Source organism: Brachybacterium sp. JB7, from assembly GCF_003335205.1.
Lineage (GTDB): Bacteria > Actinomycetota > Actinomycetes > Actinomycetales > Dermabacteraceae > Brachybacterium > Brachybacterium alimentarium.
On the sequence record NZ_QPGN01000002.1, the window covers coordinates 154967 to 176130 of the forward strand.

General features: G+C 69.8%; 22 protein-coding genes. 9 read left to right on the top strand and 13 right to left on the bottom strand.

Going from position 1 to position 21164, the window contains the following annotated elements; all coding sequences use genetic code 11:
• Positions 1-69: 69 nt before the first annotated feature.
• Positions 70-1305 (top strand): LCP family protein, encoded by a 1236-nt coding sequence (locus CIK81_RS03065; protein ID WP_241963905.1) that lies wholly within the window; start codon positions 70-72, stop codon positions 1303-1305.
• A 98-nt stretch (positions 1306-1403) separates the two neighbouring features.
• Here the strand turns inward: CIK81_RS03065 and CIK81_RS03070 are convergent, their stop codons facing one another.
• Positions 1404-2279, bottom strand: a complete 876-nt coding sequence (locus CIK81_RS03070; RefSeq protein ID WP_114306800.1) for an NmrA/HSCARG family protein — start codon at positions 2277-2279, stop codon at positions 1404-1406.
• Between the two features lie 68 nt (positions 2280-2347).
• Positions 2348-2932, bottom strand: coding sequence for a TetR/AcrR family transcriptional regulator (locus tag CIK81_RS03075; protein WP_199586248.1), 585 nt, complete (start codon positions 2930-2932; stop codon positions 2348-2350).
• Between the two features lie 142 nt (positions 2933-3074).
• Between CIK81_RS03075 and CIK81_RS03080 the strand changes: the two genes are divergently transcribed.
• A complete protein-coding gene (locus CIK81_RS03080; protein ID WP_114355368.1) occupies positions 3075-3659 on the top strand; it encodes a sugar O-acetyltransferase in 585 nt (194 codons plus the stop codon).
• A gap of 63 nt (positions 3660-3722) precedes the next feature.
• Complete coding sequence (locus tag CIK81_RS03085; protein ID WP_114355369.1) at positions 3723-5327, top strand: peptide chain release factor 3; 1605 nt, start codon at positions 3723-3725, stop codon at positions 5325-5327.
• 22 nt (positions 5328-5349) lie between these two features.
• On the opposite strand, the gene CIK81_RS03090 is transcribed toward CIK81_RS03085, so the two are convergent.
• On the bottom strand, positions 5350-6426 hold the full coding sequence (locus CIK81_RS03090) for an aldo/keto reductase (RefSeq protein WP_096197947.1): 1077 nt from the start codon (positions 6424-6426) through the stop codon (positions 5350-5352).
• Positions 6427-6757: 331 nt separating this feature from the next.
• On the opposite strand from CIK81_RS03090, the gene CIK81_RS03095 reads away from it, so the two are divergent.
• Together CIK81_RS03095 and CIK81_RS03100 are read left to right on the top strand one after the other, a co-directional pair.
• Positions 6758-7942 carry an NAD(P)/FAD-dependent oxidoreductase gene (locus tag CIK81_RS03095; protein WP_096197946.1) on the top strand — a complete coding sequence of 395 codons (1185 nt, stop codon included), beginning with the start codon at positions 6758-6760 and terminating at the stop codon, positions 7940-7942.
• 2 nt (positions 7943-7944) lie between these two features.
• Positions 7945-8745, top strand: coding sequence for an SDR family NAD(P)-dependent oxidoreductase (locus CIK81_RS03100; RefSeq protein WP_096197945.1), 801 nt, complete (start codon positions 7945-7947; stop codon positions 8743-8745).
• Positions 8746-8767: 22 nt separating this feature from the next.
• Here the strand turns inward: CIK81_RS03100 and CIK81_RS03105 are convergent, their stop codons facing one another.
• Positions 8768-9985, bottom strand: coding sequence for an MFS transporter (locus CIK81_RS03105; RefSeq protein ID WP_241963906.1), 1218 nt, complete (start codon positions 9983-9985; stop codon positions 8768-8770).
• Positions 9986-10128: 143 nt separating this feature from the next.
• Between CIK81_RS03105 and CIK81_RS03110 the strand changes: the two genes are divergently transcribed.
• A complete protein-coding gene (locus CIK81_RS03110) occupies positions 10129-11016 on the top strand; it encodes a helix-turn-helix domain-containing protein (protein WP_096164785.1) in 888 nt (295 codons plus the stop codon).
• A 63-nt stretch (positions 11017-11079) separates the two neighbouring features.
• Here CIK81_RS03110 and CIK81_RS03115 read toward each other — a convergent pair whose 3' ends face one another.
• Both CIK81_RS03115 and CIK81_RS03120 read right to left on the bottom strand, forming a co-directional pair.
• On the bottom strand, positions 11080-12468 hold the full coding sequence (locus CIK81_RS03115) for an amino acid permease (RefSeq protein WP_096164784.1): 1389 nt from the start codon (positions 12466-12468) through the stop codon (positions 11080-11082).
• Positions 12469-12705: 237 nt separating this feature from the next.
• Complete coding sequence (locus CIK81_RS03120) at positions 12706-13494, bottom strand: helix-turn-helix domain-containing protein (protein ID WP_241963907.1); 789 nt, start codon at positions 13492-13494, stop codon at positions 12706-12708.
• A gap of 141 nt (positions 13495-13635) precedes the next feature.
• Between CIK81_RS03120 and CIK81_RS03125 the strand changes: the two genes are divergently transcribed.
• On the top strand, positions 13636-14973 hold the full coding sequence (locus CIK81_RS03125; protein WP_096164782.1) for an MFS transporter: 1338 nt from the start codon (positions 13636-13638) through the stop codon (positions 14971-14973).
• 125 nt (positions 14974-15098) lie between these two features.
• Here CIK81_RS03125 and nrdF read toward each other — a convergent pair whose 3' ends face one another.
• Positions 15099-16124 (bottom strand): class 1b ribonucleoside-diphosphate reductase subunit beta, encoded by a 1026-nt coding sequence (gene nrdF / locus CIK81_RS03130; RefSeq protein WP_096164780.1) that lies wholly within the window; start codon positions 16122-16124, stop codon positions 15099-15101.
• Positions 16125-16176: 52 nt separating this feature from the next.
• Complete coding sequence (nrdI, locus tag CIK81_RS03135; protein WP_114304899.1) at positions 16177-16665, bottom strand: class Ib ribonucleoside-diphosphate reductase assembly flavoprotein NrdI; 489 nt, start codon at positions 16663-16665, stop codon at positions 16177-16179.
• A 251-nt stretch (positions 16666-16916) separates the two neighbouring features.
• Between nrdI and CIK81_RS03140 the strand changes: the two genes are divergently transcribed.
• The gene (locus tag CIK81_RS03140; protein ID WP_114304898.1) at positions 16917-17282 is read left to right on the top strand and encodes a TraR/DksA C4-type zinc finger protein; all 366 of its coding nucleotides are present in this window, start codon (positions 16917-16919) and stop codon (positions 17280-17282) included.
• Between the two features lie 145 nt (positions 17283-17427).
• Here CIK81_RS03140 and CIK81_RS18110 read toward each other — a convergent pair whose 3' ends face one another.
• From CIK81_RS18110 to CIK81_RS03155, 4 genes are all read right to left on the bottom strand, one after another.
• Positions 17428-17580 carry a hypothetical protein gene (locus CIK81_RS18110; protein ID WP_158541896.1) on the bottom strand — a complete coding sequence of 51 codons (153 nt, stop codon included), beginning with the start codon at positions 17578-17580 and terminating at the stop codon, positions 17428-17430.
• Positions 17581-17825: 245 nt separating this feature from the next.
• A complete protein-coding gene (locus CIK81_RS03145) occupies positions 17826-18614 on the bottom strand; it encodes a phosphoglycerate transporter (protein ID WP_346218054.1) in 789 nt (262 codons plus the stop codon).
• Entirely contained in the window at positions 18518-19012 is a 495-nt protein-coding gene (locus tag CIK81_RS03150; RefSeq protein ID WP_096164776.1) for a GNAT family N-acetyltransferase, read from the bottom strand. Before CIK81_RS03150 ends, CIK81_RS03145 begins: the two co-directional genes overlap by 97 nt.
• A gap of 98 nt (positions 19013-19110) precedes the next feature.
• Positions 19111-20202 carry an NADH:flavin oxidoreductase/NADH oxidase gene (locus CIK81_RS03155; RefSeq protein WP_114304896.1) on the bottom strand — a complete coding sequence of 364 codons (1092 nt, stop codon included), beginning with the start codon at positions 20200-20202 and terminating at the stop codon, positions 19111-19113.
• A 97-nt stretch (positions 20203-20299) separates the two neighbouring features.
• Here CIK81_RS03155 and CIK81_RS03160 point away from each other — a divergent pair, with 97 nt between their 5' ends.
• Positions 20300-20647: a helix-turn-helix transcriptional regulator gene (locus CIK81_RS03160; RefSeq protein ID WP_241963909.1), complete on the top strand. Its 348-nt coding sequence runs from the start codon at positions 20300-20302 to the stop codon at positions 20645-20647.
• 56 nt (positions 20648-20703) lie between these two features.
• Here CIK81_RS03160 and CIK81_RS03165 read toward each other — a convergent pair whose 3' ends face one another.
• A complete protein-coding gene (locus CIK81_RS03165) occupies positions 20704-21138 on the bottom strand; it encodes a hypothetical protein (protein WP_241963910.1) in 435 nt (144 codons plus the stop codon).
• Positions 21139-21164 lie beyond the last annotated feature (26 nt).

Here is a 21164-nt window from a genome sequence, read left to right on the forward strand (position 1 = left end):
CGGAGGGGCGGCGCGTGGTGACCTGGTCCGCGGACCTGGACCAGACACCCGTGGGAGGAGGGCGCGACCGTGGCCGCTGCCCCGAGAAGTATCCGCCATCTCGACCGACCGCAGCCCCAGCATCTCCGCCGGGAGCATGCCCGCGTCGTGCTGCGTCCGGGGCGGATCCTCGCGGTGGTCGCCCTCGTCGCCGTCCTGGTGCTGGCCGGCGGGATGGCGGGCACCGTGACGCATCTGCGGGGGAACATCACCACGGCGCCGCTGCGCACGGGGACGGACGCCGCGCAGGGTGACGCGGAGGAGGGCGATCTGACCATCCTGCTGCTGGGCTCGGACAGCCGCGACCTCGCCGAGGAGTCCTTCGGGGAGGCCGACGGCTCCCGGCGCAGCGACGCGATGGTGCTCGCGCACCTCTCGGCCGACGACGGACGGATCGACGCCGTGCAGCTGCCGCGGGACACCCTCCTGGACCTCCCGGCCTGCGCCGATACGGGACGCGGATCCTTCTCCGGCGGCCGAGGGATGCTGAACTCGGCGCTGAACTACGGCCCGGCCTGCTCGGTCGCCGCGGTGGAGGAGCTGACCGGGGTGCGGATCGACCACTTCGTCGAGCTCGACTTCGAGGGCTTCATCGCGATCATCGATGCCCTGGGAGGCCTGCCCGTCTGCCTGCCCGAGTCGATGGAGGACCCCGCAGCGGATCTCGACCTGCCCGCCGGCGAGCAGACCCTCGACGGCAGGGACGCCCTGGCCCTCGCCCGCACCCGGCACGCCGTGGGCGACGGCAGCGACATCGCGCGGCTCGGGCACCAGCAGATGGTGATGTCCGCCGTGGTGCAGGAGGCGACCAGCCGCCAGGTGGTCGCCCGCCCCGACCGGCTGTACTCCTTCCTGGATGCGACGACCTCGGCGCTCACGGTCGATCCGGGGCTGAGCGCGATCAGCGACATGGCGTCGCTCGGCAGCAGGGTCTCCCGCGTGCCCACGGAGAGCATCACCTTCGTGACCATGCCGTGGGAGCCGGCGCCCGGTGACCCCAATCGGGTGGTGCCGTCCGCGGAGGCCGAAGCCGTGTTCGAGGATCTGGCGGGCGACGTGCCGCTCACGGTCGCAGGCACCGGCAGCGGACACACGACGTCGTCGGAGCCGGAGGGCACCGAGGGGTCGGACAGTGGCGAGGCGTCGTCCTCGCAGGAGCCGACGTCGGACGCCGAGGCACCGGCCGACGGGCGTGCCGAGGAGTCTTCGACCTCGACCACCGGGACCACGGTCCGCACGGCGGACGTGGATCTCTGCTCGGACTGAGGACGACTCCTGAGGCCGACGGGGTGTCCCGCCCACAGAGGCCTGGGACGGCGTCGGCGAGGAGGGGCGGTGCGCTCGCCGTGGACGGCGGAGGGGTCTCAGGCTCCGGGCTGGACCTCGACGGTCCGCAGCCATGCCGGCAGGTCCAGGAGCTCCGGGATGAGTGCCCTCACCTGCGCGAGATCGGCCTGGTAGGCCGCGGAATCGGCGAACCAGCGGAACATGGCCTGCATGTCGTAGGAGTCGTCGAGCACGGAGAGCGGCAGCGCCTCGTATCGGGCCGGCATCCCCGTGTGCTTCGCGTAGGTCGCCGCGATCTGGGAGCCGGTGAGCTCGTCGCCGGCGATCTCGATGGCGCCGTCCGGGATGCTCTGCGGCTCCAGAAGGGCGGTCGCCGCGACGGCGCCGATGTCCTTGACCGCGATCATCTGCAGCGGGACAGCATCGGGCAGCGGCAGGCGCACGACGATCTCGCCGTTCTCGAGCGACGGGCTCATGCCCAGGAGGTTCTCCATGAAGAACGCGGGCCGGACGAGGGCCGTCGGTACGCCCAGGCTCTCCAGGTGCTCCTCGACGCGGCGCTTGGACTCGAAGTGGGGGACCCCGGTCTCGCGCTCGGCACCGCCGACGGAGCTGTACACGACATGGGGCACGCCTGCCTGCTTCGCGGCGTCGGCCAGGGCGATGCCCTGTTGGGTCTCGCCCTCGGTGTCCTCCGTCTGGACGCCGCCGGGAGGGGTGGTCATGAAGAACAGAGCCTGCACGCCGTCGAGGGCGGGAACGAGGCTCGCGGGCTCGTCCGCGTCGGCCTGGACGAGTTCCACGCCGCGCTGGGCGAGGGCCTGGGCGCGGTCCGAGGAGGGATTGCGCACGAGAGCGCGGACGCTGGCGCCCTTCGCGAGCAGTGCGTCGAGGACGGCGCCGCCCTGCTGGCCGGTGGCTCCGTAGACGGCGATGGTTCCAAGGTGGGTCATGGCGTGCTCCTTCGGTGAGAGGTCGTGCGGTCAGGTCTGGAGGTGTGCGCTCTGGGGCGCTCGACGCGTCATCGGGCGATCAGCGGAGCGAAGAGGTGGTCGAGGGCCCGGTGGAGGCGGGTGCGATCCAGGCCCGCCCGCACGGTGAGCTGGAAGCCGGAGAAGGCGGTGACCAGCGCGCCGGCAGCTGCGCCGACGTCGACGTCGGCGGGAACGGTGCCCGCGGACTGTCCTGCGCGGAGGTGGGCGGCGAAGGCGTCCTCGAGCTGCTGGAAGTCCTCGTCGACGCGAGCGCGCACGGCCTCGTCCCGTGCGCCGCGCTCTGCGGCCTGGTTGGTGCTCATGCACCCGAACTGCTGCCGCGGATCGCTCGCGCCGTCGACGATCCGCTCGAAGAAGACGCGGATCCCGTGCGGCGAGGCATGCCCGTCCAGGGCGTCGTGAAGGCCTACCGCCTGCTGCTGCCGATAGCAGTCGTAGGAGGCGAGGAAGAGGTCATGCTTCCCGCCGAAGCCGGCGTAGAGGCTGCTCCTGCTCAGCCCCGTCGCCGCCAGCAGGTCCGCCATGGACGCCCCGTCATAGCCGTGCTCCCAGAACGCGTCCATGGCGCTCGTGAGCACTGCGTCTCGATCGAATTCCGGCGTGCGTGCCACAGGATCGTCTCCTCCTATCGGGACCGATCGGTCCAATATGAGCACCTACGCCATCTGGACTGATCGGTCCAGTATGGGGGTCGCCCGGGGCCCGACCTGGTCGGATCGTCGGCCATCAGGCATCGCCTGCCATCATCGAGACATGGACACGCACCCTGAGCGCCTCGCACGTGGCGAGTGGTATCTCGACGGCGACGAGCTGCAGGCGCGGCGCCGGCAGTGCTGGCGGCTGCTGGACACGTTCAACGCCGCGGCGGCCGACGAGGACGAGGTGCGCCGGAAGACCCTGCTCGCCATGCTGGGCAGTGCGGGGGAGGGCGCCGTGGTGGTTCCCCGCTTCCAGTGCACCTATGGCACGAACATCCAGCTCGGGGAATCCGCCTTCGTCAACGCGAACGCGTTCTTCATGGACGATGCGCCCATCTGCATCGGCGCGCACGCCCGGCTCGGGCCGGGAGCGCAGCTGATGACGGCGCTGCATCCCGTCGAGGACCATGCACGTCGCCGCGAGGGCTGGGAGCAGGCGCTTCCCATCTCCATCGGGGAGAACACGTGGCTCGGCGCCTCGGTCACGGTGGGTGCCGGCGTCACGATCGGGCGCAACACCGTGATCGGTGCCGGCAGCGTCGTGCTGCGCGACATCCCCGACCACGTCGTCGCCGTGGGCAGCCCGGCGACCGTCATCCGGCATCTCCCTGTCGAGGGCGACGCTGCCGGGCCGCTGTGATCAGCGCGTCGATGACGATCCGAACCGGCGGGATCCTCCGGTCCCGCGCGTAGAGTGCCCACGATGCTCACCACTGCGGACACCACGTCGACCCCATCCCGCGTGCTCGAGGAGGCGATGCGACGCCGCACGTTCGCGGTGATCTCGCACCCGGATGCGGGCAAGTCGACGCTCACCGAGTCGTTGGCGCTGCACGCCCGCGTCGTGGACCGGGCCGGCGCGACCCACGGCAAGGCGAGCCGTGCGGCGAGCCTCTCCGACTGGGGCGAGGTCGAGCGCGAACGAGGCATCTCGATCACCTCGACAGCCCTGCGCTTCGACTACCAGGACGTGGTCTTCAACCTGCTGGACACCCCGGGGCACTCGGACTTCTCCGAGGACACCTACCGGGTGCTGACCGCGGTGGATTTCGCCGTCATGCTCGTCGACGCCGCCAAAGGCATGGAGGTCCAGACGCGCAAGCTCTTCGACGCCTGCCGGCGACTCGGACTGCCCGTCGTGACCGTGATCAACAAATGGGACCGACCGGGCCTGGACGCCCTCGAGCTCTTCGACGACATCCAGGAGGCCACGGACCGTACGCCGGTCGCCGTGAACTGGCCCGTGGGGTATGCCGGGGAGTTCCGCGGGTTGATGGAGCCCGGATCGCCGAGCTATCTGCGGCACGAGGTGGTCGCCTCGGGGGCGCGCCTGGCCCACGAGGAGCTCGTCGACGGTGCCACCGACAGCGGCCTGGGCGAGGAGCTCTGGCGCGATGCGGTCGAGGGCGCCGGTGTCGCCGCCGAGCTCAACGGAACGTTCGATGCCCAGCCGTTCCTCGACGGCGAGCAGACCCCCGTGCTGTTCGCCGCCGCCGCGGGGAACATCGGCGTGCGGTACCTGCTGGACTTCCTCCTCCACCACGCGCCGGCGCCCCGGCCGCGGCCCGACGAGGCGGGGGTGCCCCGGCCGCTCGACGCTGCGTTCTCCGGCTACGTGTTCAAGATCCAGGCGGGTATGAACCCTGCCCATCGTGACCAGGTCGCCTTCGTGCGCGTGAACTCCGGGGTGTTCAGCCGGGGGATGGAGCTGCGTCATGCGCAGTCCGGTCGCCCGGTGTCCTCGAAGTACGCCCATCACCTCGTCGGGCGGAGCCGAGCCACTGTCGATGAGTCCTGGCCCGGCGACATCGTCGGCTTCGTGAACACCACCGGTCTGCACGTCGGGGACACCCTCCATGAGGGCAGGCAGGTCATCTTCCCAGGCATGCCCCGCTTCGACCCGGAGCGCTTCCGCGTCGCCCGATCACTGGACACCGCTCGCCACAAGCGCTTCACCAAGGGCCTCGCCCAGCTCGAGGAGGAGGGCGCCATCCAGCTGCTCCGGGACGCGAACGGCAGTCCCGGCGGGCCGGTGCTCGCGGCGGTCGGGGAGCTGCAGTTCGAGGTCGCCTTCGAGCGGATGCGGCGTGAGTTCGGGGTCGAGATCGCGCTCGATCCGCCGATGCCCTATGGGCACTCGCGCCCGTTCTCGCGCTCAGAGGTCTCCCGGATCGCGTCGATCAGCGGGGTCGAGGTGCTCTACCGGCCCAGCGGCGATCCCGTCGCGCTCTTCCGGGACCGCTGGCGGCTCTCGCGCGTACTGGAGGAGTATGCGGACGTCTTCCCGGAGTCGGCCTCGCGCACGTGACGTCGGCGCGCCTCCTGCTGCATCACCCGTCCTGGCGGGCATCCAACGCGCGCTGGTGCTCCTCGTAGAACTCGGTCTCGGCGGGCTCGGGGCGGTCCTGGCCGTTGAGCAGGCGGTGCCACAGCGGGTAGTAGGCCGGCTGCTGCGAGGCCAGGGTGATCCGGTCTCGGGCCTCTTGCGGGAGGGTGAGGTCGGCGGCGGCCAGGTCCTCCTGGAGGTGCTCGAAGGACCGAGCGGCGATCACCGTGCCGTCCACGCCGGGGCGATCGAGGATCCAGGAGATGACCACCTGCGGGATCGTCCATCCCAGGTCGCGGGCGATCTCGTCGAACAGCTCGATGAGGTCGTAGGCGCGCTCCCAGTCGGTCACGTGCGGCTCCGGCCATCCGGCGCCCTGCCTCGTATCGGGCGGGGTCTCCTTGCCGCGGCGCACCTTGCCGTTCAGCAGGCCCTCGCCCAGCGGGCTCCACCCGAAGGTCGCCACCCCCAGGTCGCGGGCGGCCGGGATGATCTCGTACTCGATCTCCCGCGCCTCGGGCGTGTAGTAGGCCTGCTGCGCGATCGGGGCCTCGAGCCCGGCCTGCCGTGCCTCGTAGACCGTCTTGGTGAGCTGCCAGGCGCTGTAGTTGGACACGCCCCAGTAGCGGACCTTGCCGGCGCGGATCAGATCGGTGGCGGTCTGGATGGTCTCGAGGATCGGGGTCTGACCGTCCCACTGGTGCATGTACAGCAGGTCGAGGTGGTCGGTGCCCAGCCGCTGCAGGCTGTCCTCGACCGCGCGGGTCACGTGGTACCTGCTCGCGCCGGAGTCATTCGGGCCCTCGCCCGTGGAGGTGCGGGCTTTCGACGTGAGGATGATGTCGTCGCGGCGCGTCCCCAGAGCCTTGCCCAGGACGCGCTCGGAGTCGCCGGCCGAGTAGATGTTCGCCGTGTCGAGGAAGTTCACGCCGCAGGAGAGGGCCTCGTCGAGCTGCCGACGAGCCTCATCCACCGAGAGTCCGGCGATCTTCTCGAAACCGCCCCCGGACCCGAAGGGGATCGTCCCCAGGGCCAGACGGGAGACGTAGAGACCGGAGTGGCCAAGACGGATGTGGTCCATGGGATGCCTTCCTCTCGCGCAGCGGCGGGTGATCGCCCGTGCGGGACGAGCCGCGTGGCCCCGACGGTACGTCACCCCCATGCCGACGTCACGGGTGCGGTCCGGGCGGTCGGACGGGCTGCGCAGAGACCACCAGGCTCGGCTGACCTGCCGGTCCGCGCTCGCGCCGCAGCCGGTGAGCAGGTGATCGGGGTGCTCCTCGTGCCCGAGCGCTCGATGCGCGACGGCAGAGTGAGACCGAACGGTCGATTTCCCGCTCAGGGGTCGAAGTTCGCGCGCCGAACGTGTCTACTCGGGGCACAGCGACGCCGCGACGAAGGAGATCTCTGAGATGACCTCGTACGACTATCTGATCATCGGCGGAGGCCAGGTGGCGGACGACGCCGCCCGGGCGCTTCGCGAGCACGATGCGGACGGCACCATCGGCATCGTGAGCTCTGACGAGGACGCTCCCTACACCCGGCCGGCCCTGACCAAGAAGCTGTGGATCGACCCGGACTTCGGTGAGGACTCCGTTCCGCTGAACACGGCCGAGGACACCGGCGCCGACCTGCGCGTGCGCACCGTGGTGGCCGCGATCGACCGGACGGCGAAGCAGGTCGAGCTCGAGGGCGGTGAGCGGATCGACTACGGGACGCTGCTGCTGGCCACCGGCTCGGAGCCGCGTCGGCTCGACGGCCCGGAGGACGAGCGCATCATCCACTTCCGCAGCTTCGCGGACTATCGCACCCTGCGGCATCTGATGACCGACGGGGCCCGCGCGGTGGTCGTCGGCGGCGGGTACATCGGTGCGGAGATCGCCGCCTCCCTCTCGCTCAACGGCGCCCACGTCACCCTCGTGTTCCCCGACGAGGTGCTCGGCGCCTCGCAGTTCCCGCCGAGCATCGCGGAGCGCTACCAGAAGCTGTTCACGGACCACGGCGTCGAGCTGCTCCCCGGTCGACGTGCGGAGGCGCTCACCGTGCAGGACGACGCGGACGTCGGCGTGACGCTCGATGACGGGACCGCCGTCGGCGGCGACATCGTGGTCGTCGGCCTGGGCGCCGAACCCCGTCTCGACCTGGCCCGCCAGGCCGGGCTGGAGGTCTCCGAGGGCGTCGTGGTCGACGAGCATCTGCGCACGTCCGACCCGTCGATCTGGGCGGCCGGCGACATCATCGAGTACCCCGACGCGATCCTGGGCCGCACCCGCATCGAGCACGTTGACCACGCGCGCGAATCCGGCGCGGCCGCAGGGCGATCGATGGCCGGGTCCGAGGCCCCCTACGAGCACACCCCCTACTTCTACTCGATGGTCTACGGGGTGCGCTGGGAGGCGGTGGGCACCCTGGATCCCTCCCTGGAGACCCTCGAGGTGCACCACGACACCGCGCACAGCGTCGTCTACTACCTCGACGACCACGGGCGACCCGTCGGCGTGCTGATGTGGCAGATCGACGGGGCGCGGGACGCCGCACGCACGGTGATCGCCGACGCGATCACGGACCGGGACCTGCTGCGAGGGAGCATCGGCTGACCATGGATCTGCACATCACCGGCAAGAAGGCACTGATCACCGGAGCGGATTCCGGCATCGGCTGGCACACCGCCCAGGAGCTCGTGCGCGAAGGCGTCACGGTGTTCCTCACCGACCGTGACGCCGACGAGCTCGCCCGCGCCGCGGAGGCTCTCGAGGCGCCGGAGGGCCAGGTGCTGCACCACGCCGCCGACGTCACCAGCCTCGAGGAGATCAGCGCGCTGGACGCGGCGGTCCAGGAAGCCGTCGGCGACATCGACATCCTCGTCCACGCCGCCGGGGTCACCGGGGCGCAGGGGCTGTTCCACGAGATCGACGACCAGGGCTGGGTGGACACCCTCACCACGGACCTGCTCGGCGCCGTGCGCATCACCCGGCAGTTCCTGCCCGCGCTGCGACGCGGCGGCTGGGGCCGCCTGGTGTTCCTCACGTCGGAGGACGCCGTGCAGCCGTACGACGACGAACTGCCCTACTGCGCCTCCAAAGCCGGTCTGCTCGCGTTGTCCAAGGGTCTGTCGCGCACCTATGCGCGGGAGGGTCTGCTGGTCAACGCGGTCTCCCCGGCCTTAATCCACACGCCGATGACCGACGCGATGATGGACAAGCGCTCCGCGGAGCTCGGCGTCGACCGCGATGAGGCGATCCGTTCCTTCCTCGAGGAGCAGCGACCCCATCTCGCGCTCAAGCGCCGGGGCGAGCCCGAGGAGGTCGCCGCGGTGGTCGCCTTCCTGTGCTCGGACCGGGCCTCGTTCGTCACCGGCTCGAACTACCGGGTCGATGCGGGGTCGGTCGCGACGATCTGACGAGCCGACGGCAGCGGGGTCCTCACCGGGCCGGTGCGGCAGACTCCGCGGGAGCGCGTGAGGTGCTGTGCCGGCCCGCCGCGCCGATGATCAGCAGGCCCACCAGGGTGAGCAGGGCGCACGCGAAGAAGGTCGCGCGCTGGCCGAGGACGGTCGCACCGCCGAGCACGATCAGCGGCCCGGAGAGGACCGCGCCGACGCGTCGGGTGTTCATGTACAGCCCGGTGGACAGACCAGGCCGCGGGATCATCTGCTGGAACAGCGTGAGCCCCACCCCGCCGATGCCCGCGAAGCACCAGGCATTGAGCACCTGCAGCGCGATCAGGAGGAACGGCCCCGTCACGGCGGCGACACCGAGGTAGTAGACGATCCCGGCGAGGCAGCTGGTGACGATGAGGCCCAGGCTCGAGTACCGCTCGGTGAGCCGGCCGACGATCATCAGCGCCGGCACCTCGAGACCGGCGGCGACACCGAGAGCGACCCCCGCCCACACCACGTCGATCCCTACGGTCTGCGGCACGTACACGGCGAGGAACGACATGCTGGTCGCGTTCGTCGCCTGCAGCAGCACGAACGCCGCGGTGACGAGCACGACCCCGATCTTCCCGAGCGGCAGCTCCTCGTCGGCCGGTGCGGGCGTCGAGGGGTCGTCGGCCGAGAGCGCGGCGCGGTGACCGCGGATCATGAGCATCGTGGTGGCGATGTTGGCCAGGGCCACGAGGCCGATCGCGAGGAGGATTGCGCGGGGCCCGAACCAGCCGATGATCAGCGTCGCCATCGGTGGGCCGGCGACCCACGCGACCGAGACGATCGCGCGGGTGTCGACGATCTGGGAGGGCCGCGCACCGGCATGGCGCAGGTGCGCGAACAGCATGGAGATGCCGACACCGGCCGGGCCGCCGACCACCACCAGGACGATCGTGACGAGGGGAAGCGTGGTCACCACGGCGAGCACCAGCACGAGCAGCAGGGTGAGCGCGCCGCTGAGCAGCATCGGCCGCAGATAGTCCAGGTGACGATCCGCCCAGGCGGGCACGACGAGGGAGGCGATGAAGCCACTGACGTTGTAGATCGCCAGCACCCAGCCGATCTCTGCCGTGGTCGCGCCGTAGAGGGTGGAGAGGATCAGCGCGAGCGAAGGGCTGAGGAAGGCGATCTGCAGTCCCCACATCAACGCGGAGGTCGGCACCAGGAAGCGGTTCAACGGGAAGGTCCTCGGGTCGGGCGGTGTGGTGGTCAACTGCGGGCGCCCTGCGACGACCGGTGCGTCGCCAGGGCGGTGGTGGCACCGTATGTCCTCCGGATGCCGAGGTGCGAGGAACGGCTGATCCGTGTACTGGCAGTTCCTCCTTGCCGCGTCACGGCAGCCCTACCGTGGGGTGCATGGACCATCGAGCAGAGGTGTCGGAGTTCCTGCGCACCCGCAGGGACCGGATCACGCCGGAGCAGGCAGGCATCATCGGCGGCTCCCGGCGTCGCGTGCCCGGCCTGCGCCGGGAGGAGGTGGCGTTGCTCGCCGGCGTGAGCGTCGAGTACTACGCGCGGATGGAGCGCGGTGAGCTGGCCGGGGTGTCCACCGAGGTGCTGGAGTCGATCGCCCACGCCCTCAGGCTCGATGAGGCCGAGATCGATCATCTGGCGGACCTGGCGCGCACCGCTGGCCCGCGCCCTGTCCGCAAGCGCAGGAAGCCCAGTGCGCGCGGTGTGCCCCCGGCGTTCCAGCGCTTCCTCGATGCGGTCACCGGTGCTCCGGTGTGGGTCCGGGACCGACGGATGGACTTCGTGGCCGCCAATCCGCTGGGGCGGGCCTTGTATGCACCGCTGTTCGAGGACCCGACGGGCCGGGCGAACACGGCACGGTTCACGTTCCTCGACCCCGCGGCGCGCACCTTCTTCCTGGAGTGGGAGGAGAACGCGGACAGCATCGTGGCGACGATGCGCACCTATGCCGGGCAGAACCCCCTGGACAAGGGCTTGACGGACCTGATCGGCGAGCTCGTGACCCGCAGCGACGCCTTCCGGCAGCGCTGGTCGGTGCACGACGTGCGCCATCATCGCGGCGGAGTGAAGCGGCTCCATCATCCGGTGGTCGGGGACCTCGAGCTCAGCTACGAGGCGATGGACCTGCCGGCGAACCCCGAATGGTTCATGTTCGCCTACACGGCGGAGCCCGGCACTCCCTCCGAGGAGCGGCTGAGGCTCCTGGGCAGTCTCGCCGTCACCGAGCAGTCGGCCGAGACGGTCAGCGACGACGGAACGGCGCGGCGCTGACGGGCGCACTCACCGTCGGACCTCCCGCGGGGCGCTTTCGGGCGCCCGTCGGTCGGCCCGGGATCAGGCGCGGCCCGCCCGATGGCGGCCGGTCACGGCATAGAGCAGCGTCATCACGACGAGGAATCCTGCGCCCACCCCGAGCGCCGTGTGATACGCGGGCTGCCACACCATGATCCCGAACGTGAACACGATGAAGGCGATCGCGAAGAGCTGCCCGAACGGCCACAGCGGCACCGGGAAGGCGAGCTCGGTGCGCTCCTGGCGGGACATGCCGCGCCGGGAGGCGACCTGCGCGAGCAGGATCATCAGCCACACGAAGATCGTGGCGAAGGTGGCCAGGGAGGCGACGATCGTGAAGACCTCGTCCGGCAGCGCATAGTTCAGCAGCACGCCCACCACGAGCACTCCGAGCAGGGCGACGGTCGTGACCACGGGAACGCCCCGCATCGTACGGGCCATGGCGCGCGGGGCCAGCCGTTCGCGGGCCATCCCCGCGACCACGCGGCCGGCCCCGAACAGGTCGGCGTTGATCGCGGACAGCGCCGCGGTGAGCACCACGACGTTCAGCAGCGCGGCCGCCCAGTTCACCCCGAGGGTGTCGAAGATCTGCACGAACGGCGACTCCTCGCCGGTGATCTCGCGCCAGGGGTTCAGCAGCAGGATCACCCCGATCGCGAGCACGTAGAACAGCAGGATCCGCACGGGCACCGTGTTGACGGCCTTGGGGATCGCGGTGCCCGGGTCCTCCGCCTCGGTGCCCGCCACACCGATGATCTCGGTGCCGCCGAAGGCGAACAGCACCAGGATGAACGCGGAGATCATGCCGCCGGCGCCGTGCGGGAAGAAGCCGCCGTCGGCCGTGAGGTTCGCCAGCCCCGTGGCGGTGCCCGCGTCGCCGAGACCGAACACGAGGATCGCGGCGCCGCCCACGATCATCGCGATCACGGCAGTGACCTTGATGATCGTGAACACGAACTCGAGCTCCCCGAACCAGCGCACGCTGGCGAGGTTCGCCGCGCCCACGATCAGCAGCGTGAGGGCCACCCAGATCCACTGCGCGGTGTCGGGGAACCAGAACCGCATGTAGATCGCGATCGCGGTGAGGTCGGCCAGGCACACGATGAGCATCTCGAACGCGAACATCCAGCCGGTGATGTACCCGGCCCAGCCGCCCAGGAACCGCCGGGTGTACTCGGCGAACGAGCCCGAGATCGGCATCCGCACCGCCATCTCGCCGAGCGCCCGCAGCATGAAGTACACGACCGCGCCGCCCAGCAGATAGACCAGGAGGACCGACGGCCCGGCCGCCTGGATCGCCCCGGCGGAGCCGTAGAACAGTCCGGTGCCGATCGCGGAGCCGAGCGCGATGAAGTGGATGTGCCGCGCCTTCAGCCCCGGTGCCCGGCGGGCGGTGTCGGGGGCGGACGACGGCTGCGTGGTCGTGCTCATCGTGGGGAATGCTCCGGAGATGCGATGCGCGCTCGCCGAGACCGGGCGCGGTGAGGAACAGGGAGGCAGGGATCTGCCTCCGACACGGTACGTCCGCTCGCGGTCGGGCAGTGCGAGCCGGTGCGGCCCTGGGGCATGGATCACGCCCCGGACCGGAGTGCGCGAAGGCGACGGGCACGGCGAGTACGGCACGGTTCACGGTCGCGTACACCGAGGAGCCCGGCGTCGGCCGGAGCCTCAGCAGGACCGGATATCCGGGAGCGGACGCGAGGTGCCGCGCAGCGAGCGCTGGTACCGACCAGGGGTCTGCCCCACCAGAGCGGTGAACGCGTCGATGAAGGCGCTGGGATTTGCCCATCCACACGCTGTCGCCGTGTCCACCACGGAGAGGCCGTCAGTGAGCAGCAGCAGAGCACGGTGGATGCGCAGCTGGATGCGCCACTGGCGGAAGCTCATGCCCGTGGTCTGCTGGAAGAGGCGGCTGAGGGTGCGCTCGCCGGCCCCGATCCGTCGTCCGAGCTGCTCGAGCGTGGCCGGGTTCTCCATGTCGTGCTCGACGAGATGGGTGAGTTTTCGGAGGCGCTCGTCACGGGGCTCGGGAAGGTGCAGCGGCTGCTCCGGGGCGGCGGTGAGCTCATCGATGATGACCCGCCGCAGCCGGTCCCGACTGCTCGCGGTTCGCGGAGCGTCGCTGGTCAGGGCGAGGGTGGCCTCGCGCGCGAGCGCCGTCACCGCGAGCACGGAGGGGTGTGCGGGCAGGAGTTCGGCGACGGCATCCGCCATGAACACGATGCGCATGTCCGTCGCGCCGTGCGCACGATGCTGGTGGACCGAACCTGCCGGGATCCAGGCGGCGCGATTCGGCGGCGCGATCCAGGAGCCGTCCTCGGTGACCAGCGAGAGCACCCCGCTGGCGGGATAGACGAGATGACCCTGGTCGTGGACGTGCGACGGCGTGCGTTCGTCGTGCCCGAGCACGTGGATCTGCTCGGGAACCAGGGAGTGAAGGCGGGATTCGAGCATCATGGGTCAGCGTACCGGTTGTGCGCCCCGTGTTCGGAGTGTCCAATGGAGGGGCCGCCGTGGTCGTCGTGTGAGCCCCAGTGGGCCCGGGCATCGCCGCTGGCAGCATTCCGTGGCCTTCATGACTGACAAGGAGCACAGCCCGTGCCCGCTGACGACCCCTCCCCGCTGGACGACTACCCGATCCCGGGCGGGCAACCGCCGGAGCCTGTCGAGATCGGGGCCCCACCCGAGGCCGTGCGCGGCCGCTGGGGACTGCTGCTGCTCGGCGCCGGCTTGATCCTCATCGGGCTGAACCTGCGCATCAGCGTCGGCTCCATCGGGCCCGTCCTCGGGGACATCCGTGCCTCCCTGGGCTTGTCGGCGACGATGGCCAGCCTGCTGACCACGATCCCGGTCTTCGCGTTCGGGGCCTTCGCCTTCTTCACGCCCGCGCTGACGCGCCGCATAGGGATGCATCGGTTGCTGGGAGCGACGATGATCGCCCTGGCCGTGGGGATCACTCTGAGACTTCACCCCAGCCTCATCGCCCTGTTGCTCGGCACAGTGATCGTGGGCGCCGCAATCGCGATCGGCAACGTCGTCATGCCGCCAGCCATCAAGCAGGACTTCTCGCACCGGGCAGGACTGATGATGGGGCTGTACTCGACGGCGCTGTTCGTCGGAGCGGCCGCGGCATCCGGCCTGACGGTGCCGATGCTCCCGCTCACGGGCGGTGGCTGGCGTGCTGCGCTGGCGCTCTGGGCGGTGCCGGCCGTGCTGGCCGCCGTGGTCTGGATCCCGCAGATCCGGCGTGCCCCCGGTCGTATGAGGGCCGGCAGCGACGTCGCGGACGCCCCTTCCGAGCGTGGTGAGCCGCCGCTGCGCTCGATCTTCACCCACCCGACCGCTCTCGCCGTGACGGCGCTCATGGGCCTGCAGAGCACCAGCTACTACGCGGCGCTGACCTGGGTTCCCACGATCCTCCAGGATGCCGGGATGGCGCGCGGGACGGCCGGATGGATGCTGTCCTACTCCGCCTTCCCTGGCATCCTCGCCGCGCTGGTGACGCCCACGATCGCCAGGCGACTGCGGCCTCTGTGGCTCCCTGTCCTGATCGCCGTGCTGCTCACCGCTGCCGCGTACCTCGGCCTCGCCGTCGTCCCGACCAGCGCCACCTGGGCGTGGATGACCATGATGGGCCTGGGGCAGGGCGCCTCGATCAGCCTGTCGCTGACATACATCGTGTGGCGCTCACCGGACACGCACCACACCGGCCAGCTCTCCACCATGGCGCAGGGGTTCGGGTACCTCCTGGCGGGCCTCGGCCCCATCGGCCTCGGGGCCGTGCACGCCCTCGCGGGCGGCTGGGACGTCCCCCTCATCGCGCTCGGCGTCCTGCTGATCGCCCAGCTCACAGCCGGTGTCGTCGCGAGTCGGCCCGTCCATATCCGCGCCAGCATCCCCGCTCAGCAGCGGTCTCTCGAACGCACGGCGGCCTGAGACGTGACGGGCGTGACGGGCGTGACGATCGCCACGACCGGGCCATCCGCTGAGGTCATGCGCTCAACGTTGGTCCGGATCTGTGAACCGCGCGTCGGTTTCCTGGGATACGGGCGTCTGCTCGTTCAGAAGTCCCAGTCCTCGTCGCTGGTGTTCTCTGCCGTGCCGATGACGTAGGACGAGCCGGATCCGCTGAAGAAGTCATGGTTCTCGTCGGCGCCAGGGGACAGGGCGGCGATGATCTCGGGGTTCACCTGGGTCTCCTCGGCGGGGAAGCGCGCTGGATAGCCGAGGTTCATGAGCGCCTTGTTCGCGTTGTAGCGGACGAAGGCGGCGACGTCGTCCATCAGGCCGAGCGGTTCGTACAGCTCGCCGGAGTACTGCAGCTCGAGCTCGTAGAGCTCCTCGAGCAGGGAGTAGGTGAACTCCCGCATGTGCTCGCGCGTCGCGTCGTCGTGGTGTTCGAGGCCCCGCTGGTACTTGTAGCCGGAGTAGTAGCCGTGCACGGCCTTGTCCCGCAGGATCAACCGGATCATGTCGGCGGTGTTCGTCAGGGTGGCACGGACGGAGAAGTGCAATGGCAGGTAGAAGCCGGCGTAGAGCAGCAGCGAGGACAGCAGTGTCGAGGACACCTTGCGCTTGAGCGGATCGTCCCCGTAGTAGTGCTTCAGCACCTTCTTGCACCGTTCCTGCAGCAGGTCGTTGTCGACAGCCCACCGGTAGGCGCTGTCGATCTCCGGAGTGCTGGTCAGCGTGGAGAACACGGACGAGTACGAACGGGCGTGCACGGACTGCATGAAGGCGATGTTCGTGTAGACGGCCTCTTCGTGCTCGGTGCGGGCGTCCTGGATCTGGCAGACCTCTCCGACGGTCGCCTGGACCGTATCGAGCATCGTGAGCCCGGTGAAGACGCGCATCGTCAAGGTGCGCTCCTCCTCTCCCAGCCTCCTCCACGCCTGGAGATCGTTGGACAGCGGCACCTTCTCGGGGAGCCAGAAGTTCGCGGTCAGCCGGTTCCACACCTCGAGATCCTTCTCGTCGGTCACGCGATTCCAGTTGATCGGACGCAGTCGGACGGAGGGGTCGTGGCGGTAGGTGGGCGGAGTGACGGAGCGCTCGGTGAGAGCGACGGCAGCTGTCGGAGTGGTCATCGGTGTCCTTCGTCGGTGAGGGTGGAGGGGATTGAGTGGTCGGCGGCGCGGTTCACGCAGGGACGTCGGTCGCTGCGGATCGTTCCCAGAACTGGTCCAGGCCATCGTCTACGCGCGCCACGTCCTGGGGCGTGCCGAGCAGCTCGAAGCGGTACAGCACCGGCACCTGGCATTTCGCGGAGATCACCGGGCCGGCCAAGCAGTAGTCGGCGCCGAAGTTCGTGTTGCCGGCGGCGATCACCCCGCGCAGCAGACCGCGATTGGTGGGGTCGTTGAGGAAGCGGATGACCTGCTTGGGGACGGCTCCCGACAGGGTGCCGCCGCCGTAGGTCGGGACGACCAGGACATAGGGGCGGGTCACGTGCAGCGAACCTTCGATCCGGGGCCGCAGGGGGATCCGCACCGACGGGCGTCGGAGCCGTTCGACGAACCGGTGCGTGTTCTCCGAAACGCTCGAGAAGTGCACGAGGTCGGGCGTCTCGGGAACGACGGACTCCGTCGCAGCGCTCGCGCCGCTGTCGTGGCGCCATGGAAGTGACATCTTCGGAGATCCTCTCGATCGCCGGGCGGCACTAGATGTAGTGATGTGGACGGGCTGGGGCCCTAGATCTAGTTGTAGCACGCAGAACTACGGTGAAGCAAAGTCGCAAGTACGACGCGACGAACTCTGCTCGCCATGGCGGACCGAGGACCATGGGGCTGATGCGTGTGCTGTGCGGAGAGCGGTCGGCCGCTCAGCGCGGAGACACTCCAGTGATGAGTGCTCCGTGGGCGACCGGGCACACTGGATCGATGGACGATCCACCAGGAGGGGCCGGCACCCCGCACGACCGGGCCGGGCAGCTCGCCTCCAGGCGCCGCGAGATGCAGACGCAGCTGCAGGACATCGAACGCGAACTCGCTGCCTTGAGGCGCTCGCGTGAGGGTGCGGCGGACGATGACGAGCACGACCCCGACGGGGTGCCGCTGTCGGAGCAGTGGTCCCGCCTGGAGGGCCTGCGGCTCGCACGCCTCGAAGCGCTCGCCGGGATCGACGACGCGACGGAGCGCCTGGCACGTGGGGAGGACGGTGTGTGCCGATCCTGCGGGAACCTGATCGCTCCGGCCCGGCTGGCCGTTCGCCCCGAGGTCACCACCTGCATCGACTGCGCTCCCTGAGTGCACAGGTGTCTGGGAGCGCACGCTTCCCGGCGCCGAGCATCATGCGGAACAGGAGGGCGTCGTATCGGTCGATGGGGTCCGCTTCTCTGGGTCTGCGGGCGAGTTCGGCACTCCCGTGGATGAAGATCGCACTGCCGTCCTCTCACTTGACCTCGGCGATGTCTTCGACGCTGCGGAGGAGCCGGGTCTCGCCCCATACGCTGAAGAGGTCCGCCTCGTCGAGCGGCTCGGACACGACGAGCTCGAGCTTCGCGAGGCCCTGGTGCGCGGCATGGTCGTCGGATCCCGACCACACGGGCGCGAAAGTGCTCGTAGCTGCGCCGCCCGAACAAGAGTGCCGAGGCCTCGGCGATCTCCTCGCCGTTCAGGAGAAGGACTCCGGGTTGAACAGGGTGGTGAGCGCCCAGCCTTCCAGAGGGTGTCCCTCAACAACCCCCTCAGTAGTACCCATGAACAGTCAGGCAACGCGGATCCCGTAGAGCAGTGCACGGACCGCCGTGACGATGAGGGCAACCATCCGGGTCTATCGCTGTGCCGTCGTCATGGCCTACTTCGCTTCGAGGGCTCAATCGTCGCTGAATCAGGTGGGCTCGCTTCCGAAGGTCTGCGGTGGGACGCGGACGAGGCTTCGAAGAGGATCTCAGCGCGCTCACGCGGGGTGTGGTGCCGATCGAAGTCACGCTCGTTTGGGATCCAGACGTCGTGCCACAACGCTTCGTGATCCCGACCGAGCGCTCGATCCCGTGCGATGCCACGTCGTGCGGCGACGTCGAGCTCGACGTCGCACCAGATCCGGATGTCGAGATGGGGAAGTGCGTCCGGATGGAAAAGTCCGATGAGGTCGACGATGAGGAGATCGGTGCGAGGGAGAGGCTCGGGATCGGCCAGGGACCGTGTGGACCAGTCGAAGCGACGGAAGGTGCCAGGCCGCTCTTGGCGTAGCGGGTCCAGGACCTCCGTGACAAGGCGTGTGCGGTCGACGCCGTCCCAGTCCGAGGACCTCTGGTGCGATCGACACGGGTCCAGGAAGTCATCCCCGCGAAGTCGCACCGCGCCGGGGAGCGATTCCGCCAAAAAACGGGCCAGGGTCGACTTTCCCGATCCGGCGTATCCGGAGATCCCGACGATGAGGGGCTGCCGCGTCGTGCGACGGAGAGAGGAGATGTGCTCGAAGATGCCGTCACGGTCCATCGGGCGAGTGTAGGCGCCGCACCGGATCCGCCTCTTCTGCGTCAGTCCGCCGTGCCGGCCGGACGCTCGAAGATGACGCGCGATTCCAGGAACCCCTGAGCCTGGAAGAAGCGGTGAGCCTGCTTGTTGAAGGACCATGAGTCCAGGCGCACGGTGTCGGCGGATGCCTGCCGCGCCCTCTGGGCGATCTCCTCCATGAGGAGTGCGCCGACGTGCTGACGGCGAGCGTCCTCATCGACCGCGATGTGATGCACGTACACAGACCTGTGGGCGAGGAGGAAGGGCGAATCGGGCCGCGAGACCACCTCCGCCAGCAGGTATCCGAGGGCCTTCCCGTCATGATCGCCCGCAATGAGGAGGATCGCGCCGTCCGCGAGGCGGGCGACCAGGAAGTCGCGCAGCGCACTCTCGTCGGCCGGGCGGAAGAGATCCGGGCGCCCCTCGGCGTGGAGCGTCTGCACCTGAACCGCGAGGCAGGTCAGTGCTTCGACATCATCGCTCGTCGCATCACGGACGCGGATCGGTGGGGTCTGCATGGGCAGAGCGTAGCCGCGTGCCGAGCCCGGCGAGCGGTGCTCACCGGGCTCGTTCCACGTGTGGGTCAGGCGGCCGACGGGCGCGCCGGATTCACGCGCTACAGCGCGTACGCGTACTGCTCGAGGAATCGGGGAGCCTCCCCGAGCAAGCGGGACGCGTGATTGGCCCAGGACGGGTCGCGAAGCATCTCGCGGCCGACGAATACCGCGTCGGCCTCACCGTTGCTGAGCAGTTCGGCGGCGCGGCGGGCGTCCTTCACCCGGCCGACCGCGGCGACGGGGACCGTCGTGTCCGTGCGCAGGCGTGCCGCGTAGCGCGTCTGATAGTCCTCCTCATGTGGGATCGGCACGATGTCGGTCCCTCCGGAGGAGGCGTCGACCAGGTCCACGCCGTGCTCGCCGGCCCAGGCGGTCAGCTGGGCGGACTGCTCGTAGGTCCAGCTCTCCCGGGAGTCCTCGGGGTTCTCCTCGATCCAGTCGGTCGTGGAGATGCGCAGGAAGACGGGCGCGTCCTGCGGCCAGACCGCGCGGACGGCGTCGATCACCTCGAGCGCGAGCCGGGCGCGGCCGGCGAGATCGCCGCCGTACTCGTCGGTGCGCTGGTTGGCGATGGGGGAGAGGAAGGAGTGCAGCAGGTAGCCGTGCGCGGCGTGCACCTCGGCCACCTGGAAGCCGGCCTCGAGGGCGCGGCGGGCCGCCTCGGCGAACGAGGTCACGACGGCCGCGATGTCCTCACGGCTCATCTCATGCGGGACCGGGCCGCCGGGGAAGGCGACCGGGCTGGCGCCGTACGGCATCCATCCGTACTCCTCGGTGCTCAGCCAGTCGCCGCCCTCCCACGGGCGGCCCGTGGATGCCTTGCGGCCGGCGTGCGCGAGCTGGATGCCCGCCACCGCTCCCTGTGCGCGGATCGCCGAGGCGATGCGCGCGAAGTCGGGGGTCTGTGCGTCGTCCCAGATCCCCAGGTCGAAGGGCGAGATGCGGCCTTCGGGGGCCACGCCCGTCGCCTCGACCATGACCAGTCCGGCGCCACCGGCGGCTCGGGCCGAGTAGTGGGCAAGGTGGAAGTCGGTGGGGCGCCCGGCCGCCGACGGCGAGGGATCCGCGCTGTAGGTGCACATGGGAGACATCCAAGCCCGGTTGGGGATCTCGAGGTCGCGGAGCCGGATGGGGCTGAACAGGGTCGTCACAGGAGGGGTCTCCAGAGGTCGTCGGATAGTACGAGGGTCACCGTACTACGAGAAGAATAGTACTATGGAGGTTGTTCCGAGAGACCAGGAGGCGACGGTGCGCTCACTCCCTCACCCCGACGTCCAGGAGATCGCCCTCGATCAGGTGCTCTCCGCACTGGCGGACCCGATCCGCCGGGTGATCGTCAGTCAGCTCGCGGGCGGGCATGACGATCAGGCCTGCATAGCCTTCGACCTGCCGGTCACGAAGTCGACGTCGACCCATCATTTTCGGGTGCTCCGGGAGGCCGGCATCATCTCGCAGCGCTACCGCGGCACCGCCATCCTCAACTGCCTGCGCGATGAGGAGCTGGCGGAACGCTTCCCGGGCCTGCTCGACGCCGTCCTCGCGGCAGAGGGTTCCGAAGTGCAGGGCACGACGGCGACAGCTGCCGCCGCTCGCTGACTCTGACTGCCATCGTCGAGCCTCGGCCGACCGAGGGGTCTGAATGAGCTCTCTGCTCAGGGCCGACGGGCGATCACGCGAAAGGTGTGCCAGTGCTTGGGGCCGCTGAAGGAGCGGCCGTCGCGTTCGTCCTCGGTGAGCTCGAGGATCTCGAGTTCGTACGGGAGCAGATCCGCCGGAGGCAGCTCTCGCAGCTGAGCGAGGTCGACGCTCGTGTGATGGATCGGCAGCTGCGCAGAGAGCGCCGCCATGGGGCGCTCGACGCTCGCGTCCCCGTCGACGGTGTGCACGGTGAAGCCGCTCTCGGCCAGGAAGCGTGCCTCGACACCGATACCGCATCCGAGCTCCACCGCTGTCGCCGGTCCGTCGGTCCGCGAGCACTCCGCCACCATCGTCGGCTCGCCGCGCCGGATGAGCGCGAACCCAGCGGGATGCGACCCAACGCGGAAGAGGTGCGCGTGGCGATCCGCCTCGTTGCGATAGGCGTCCAACCAGGCACAGTGATACTCGCCGCGCT

Coding starts and splice junctions, on each gene's coding strand:
- CIK81_RS03070 (WP_114306800.1), bottom strand. CDS start 2,279: ATGACCCACCTTGGAACCATCGCCGTCTACGGAGCCACCGGCCAGCAG.
- CIK81_RS03080 (WP_114355368.1), top strand. CDS start 3,075: ATGGACACGCACCCTGAGCGCCTCGCACGTGGCGAGTGGTATCTCGAC.
- CIK81_RS03085 (WP_114355369.1), top strand. CDS start 3,723: ATGCTCACCACTGCGGACACCACGTCGACCCCATCCCGCGTGCTCGAG.
- CIK81_RS03090 (WP_096197947.1), bottom strand. CDS start 6,426: ATGGACCACATCCGTCTTGGCCACTCCGGTCTCTACGTCTCCCGTCTG.
- CIK81_RS03095 (WP_096197946.1), top strand. CDS start 6,758: ATGACCTCGTACGACTATCTGATCATCGGCGGAGGCCAGGTGGCGGAC.
- CIK81_RS03100 (WP_096197945.1), top strand. CDS start 7,945: ATGGATCTGCACATCACCGGCAAGAAGGCACTGATCACCGGAGCGGAT.
- CIK81_RS03110 (WP_096164785.1), top strand. CDS start 10,129: ATGGACCATCGAGCAGAGGTGTCGGAGTTCCTGCGCACCCGCAGGGAC.
- CIK81_RS03115 (WP_096164784.1), bottom strand. CDS start 12,468: ATGAGCACGACCACGCAGCCGTCGTCCGCCCCCGACACCGCCCGCCGG.
- CIK81_RS03120 (WP_241963907.1), bottom strand. CDS start 13,494: ATGATGCTCGAATCCCGCCTTCACTCCCTGGTTCCCGAGCAGATCCAC.
- nrdF (WP_096164780.1), bottom strand. CDS start 16,124: ATGACCACTCCGACAGCTGCCGTCGCTCTCACCGAGCGCTCCGTCACT.
- nrdI (WP_114304899.1), bottom strand. CDS start 16,665: ATGTCACTTCCATGGCGCCACGACAGCGGCGCGAGCGCTGCGACGGAG.
- CIK81_RS03140 (WP_114304898.1), top strand. CDS start 16,917: ATGGACGATCCACCAGGAGGGGCCGGCACCCCGCACGACCGGGCCGGG.
- CIK81_RS03145 (WP_346218054.1), bottom strand. CDS start 18,614: ATGGTCCTTCAACAAGCAGGCTCACCGCTTCTTCCAGGCTCAGGGGTT.
- CIK81_RS03150 (WP_096164776.1), bottom strand. CDS start 19,012: ATGCAGACCCCACCGATCCGCGTCCGTGATGCGACGAGCGATGATGTC.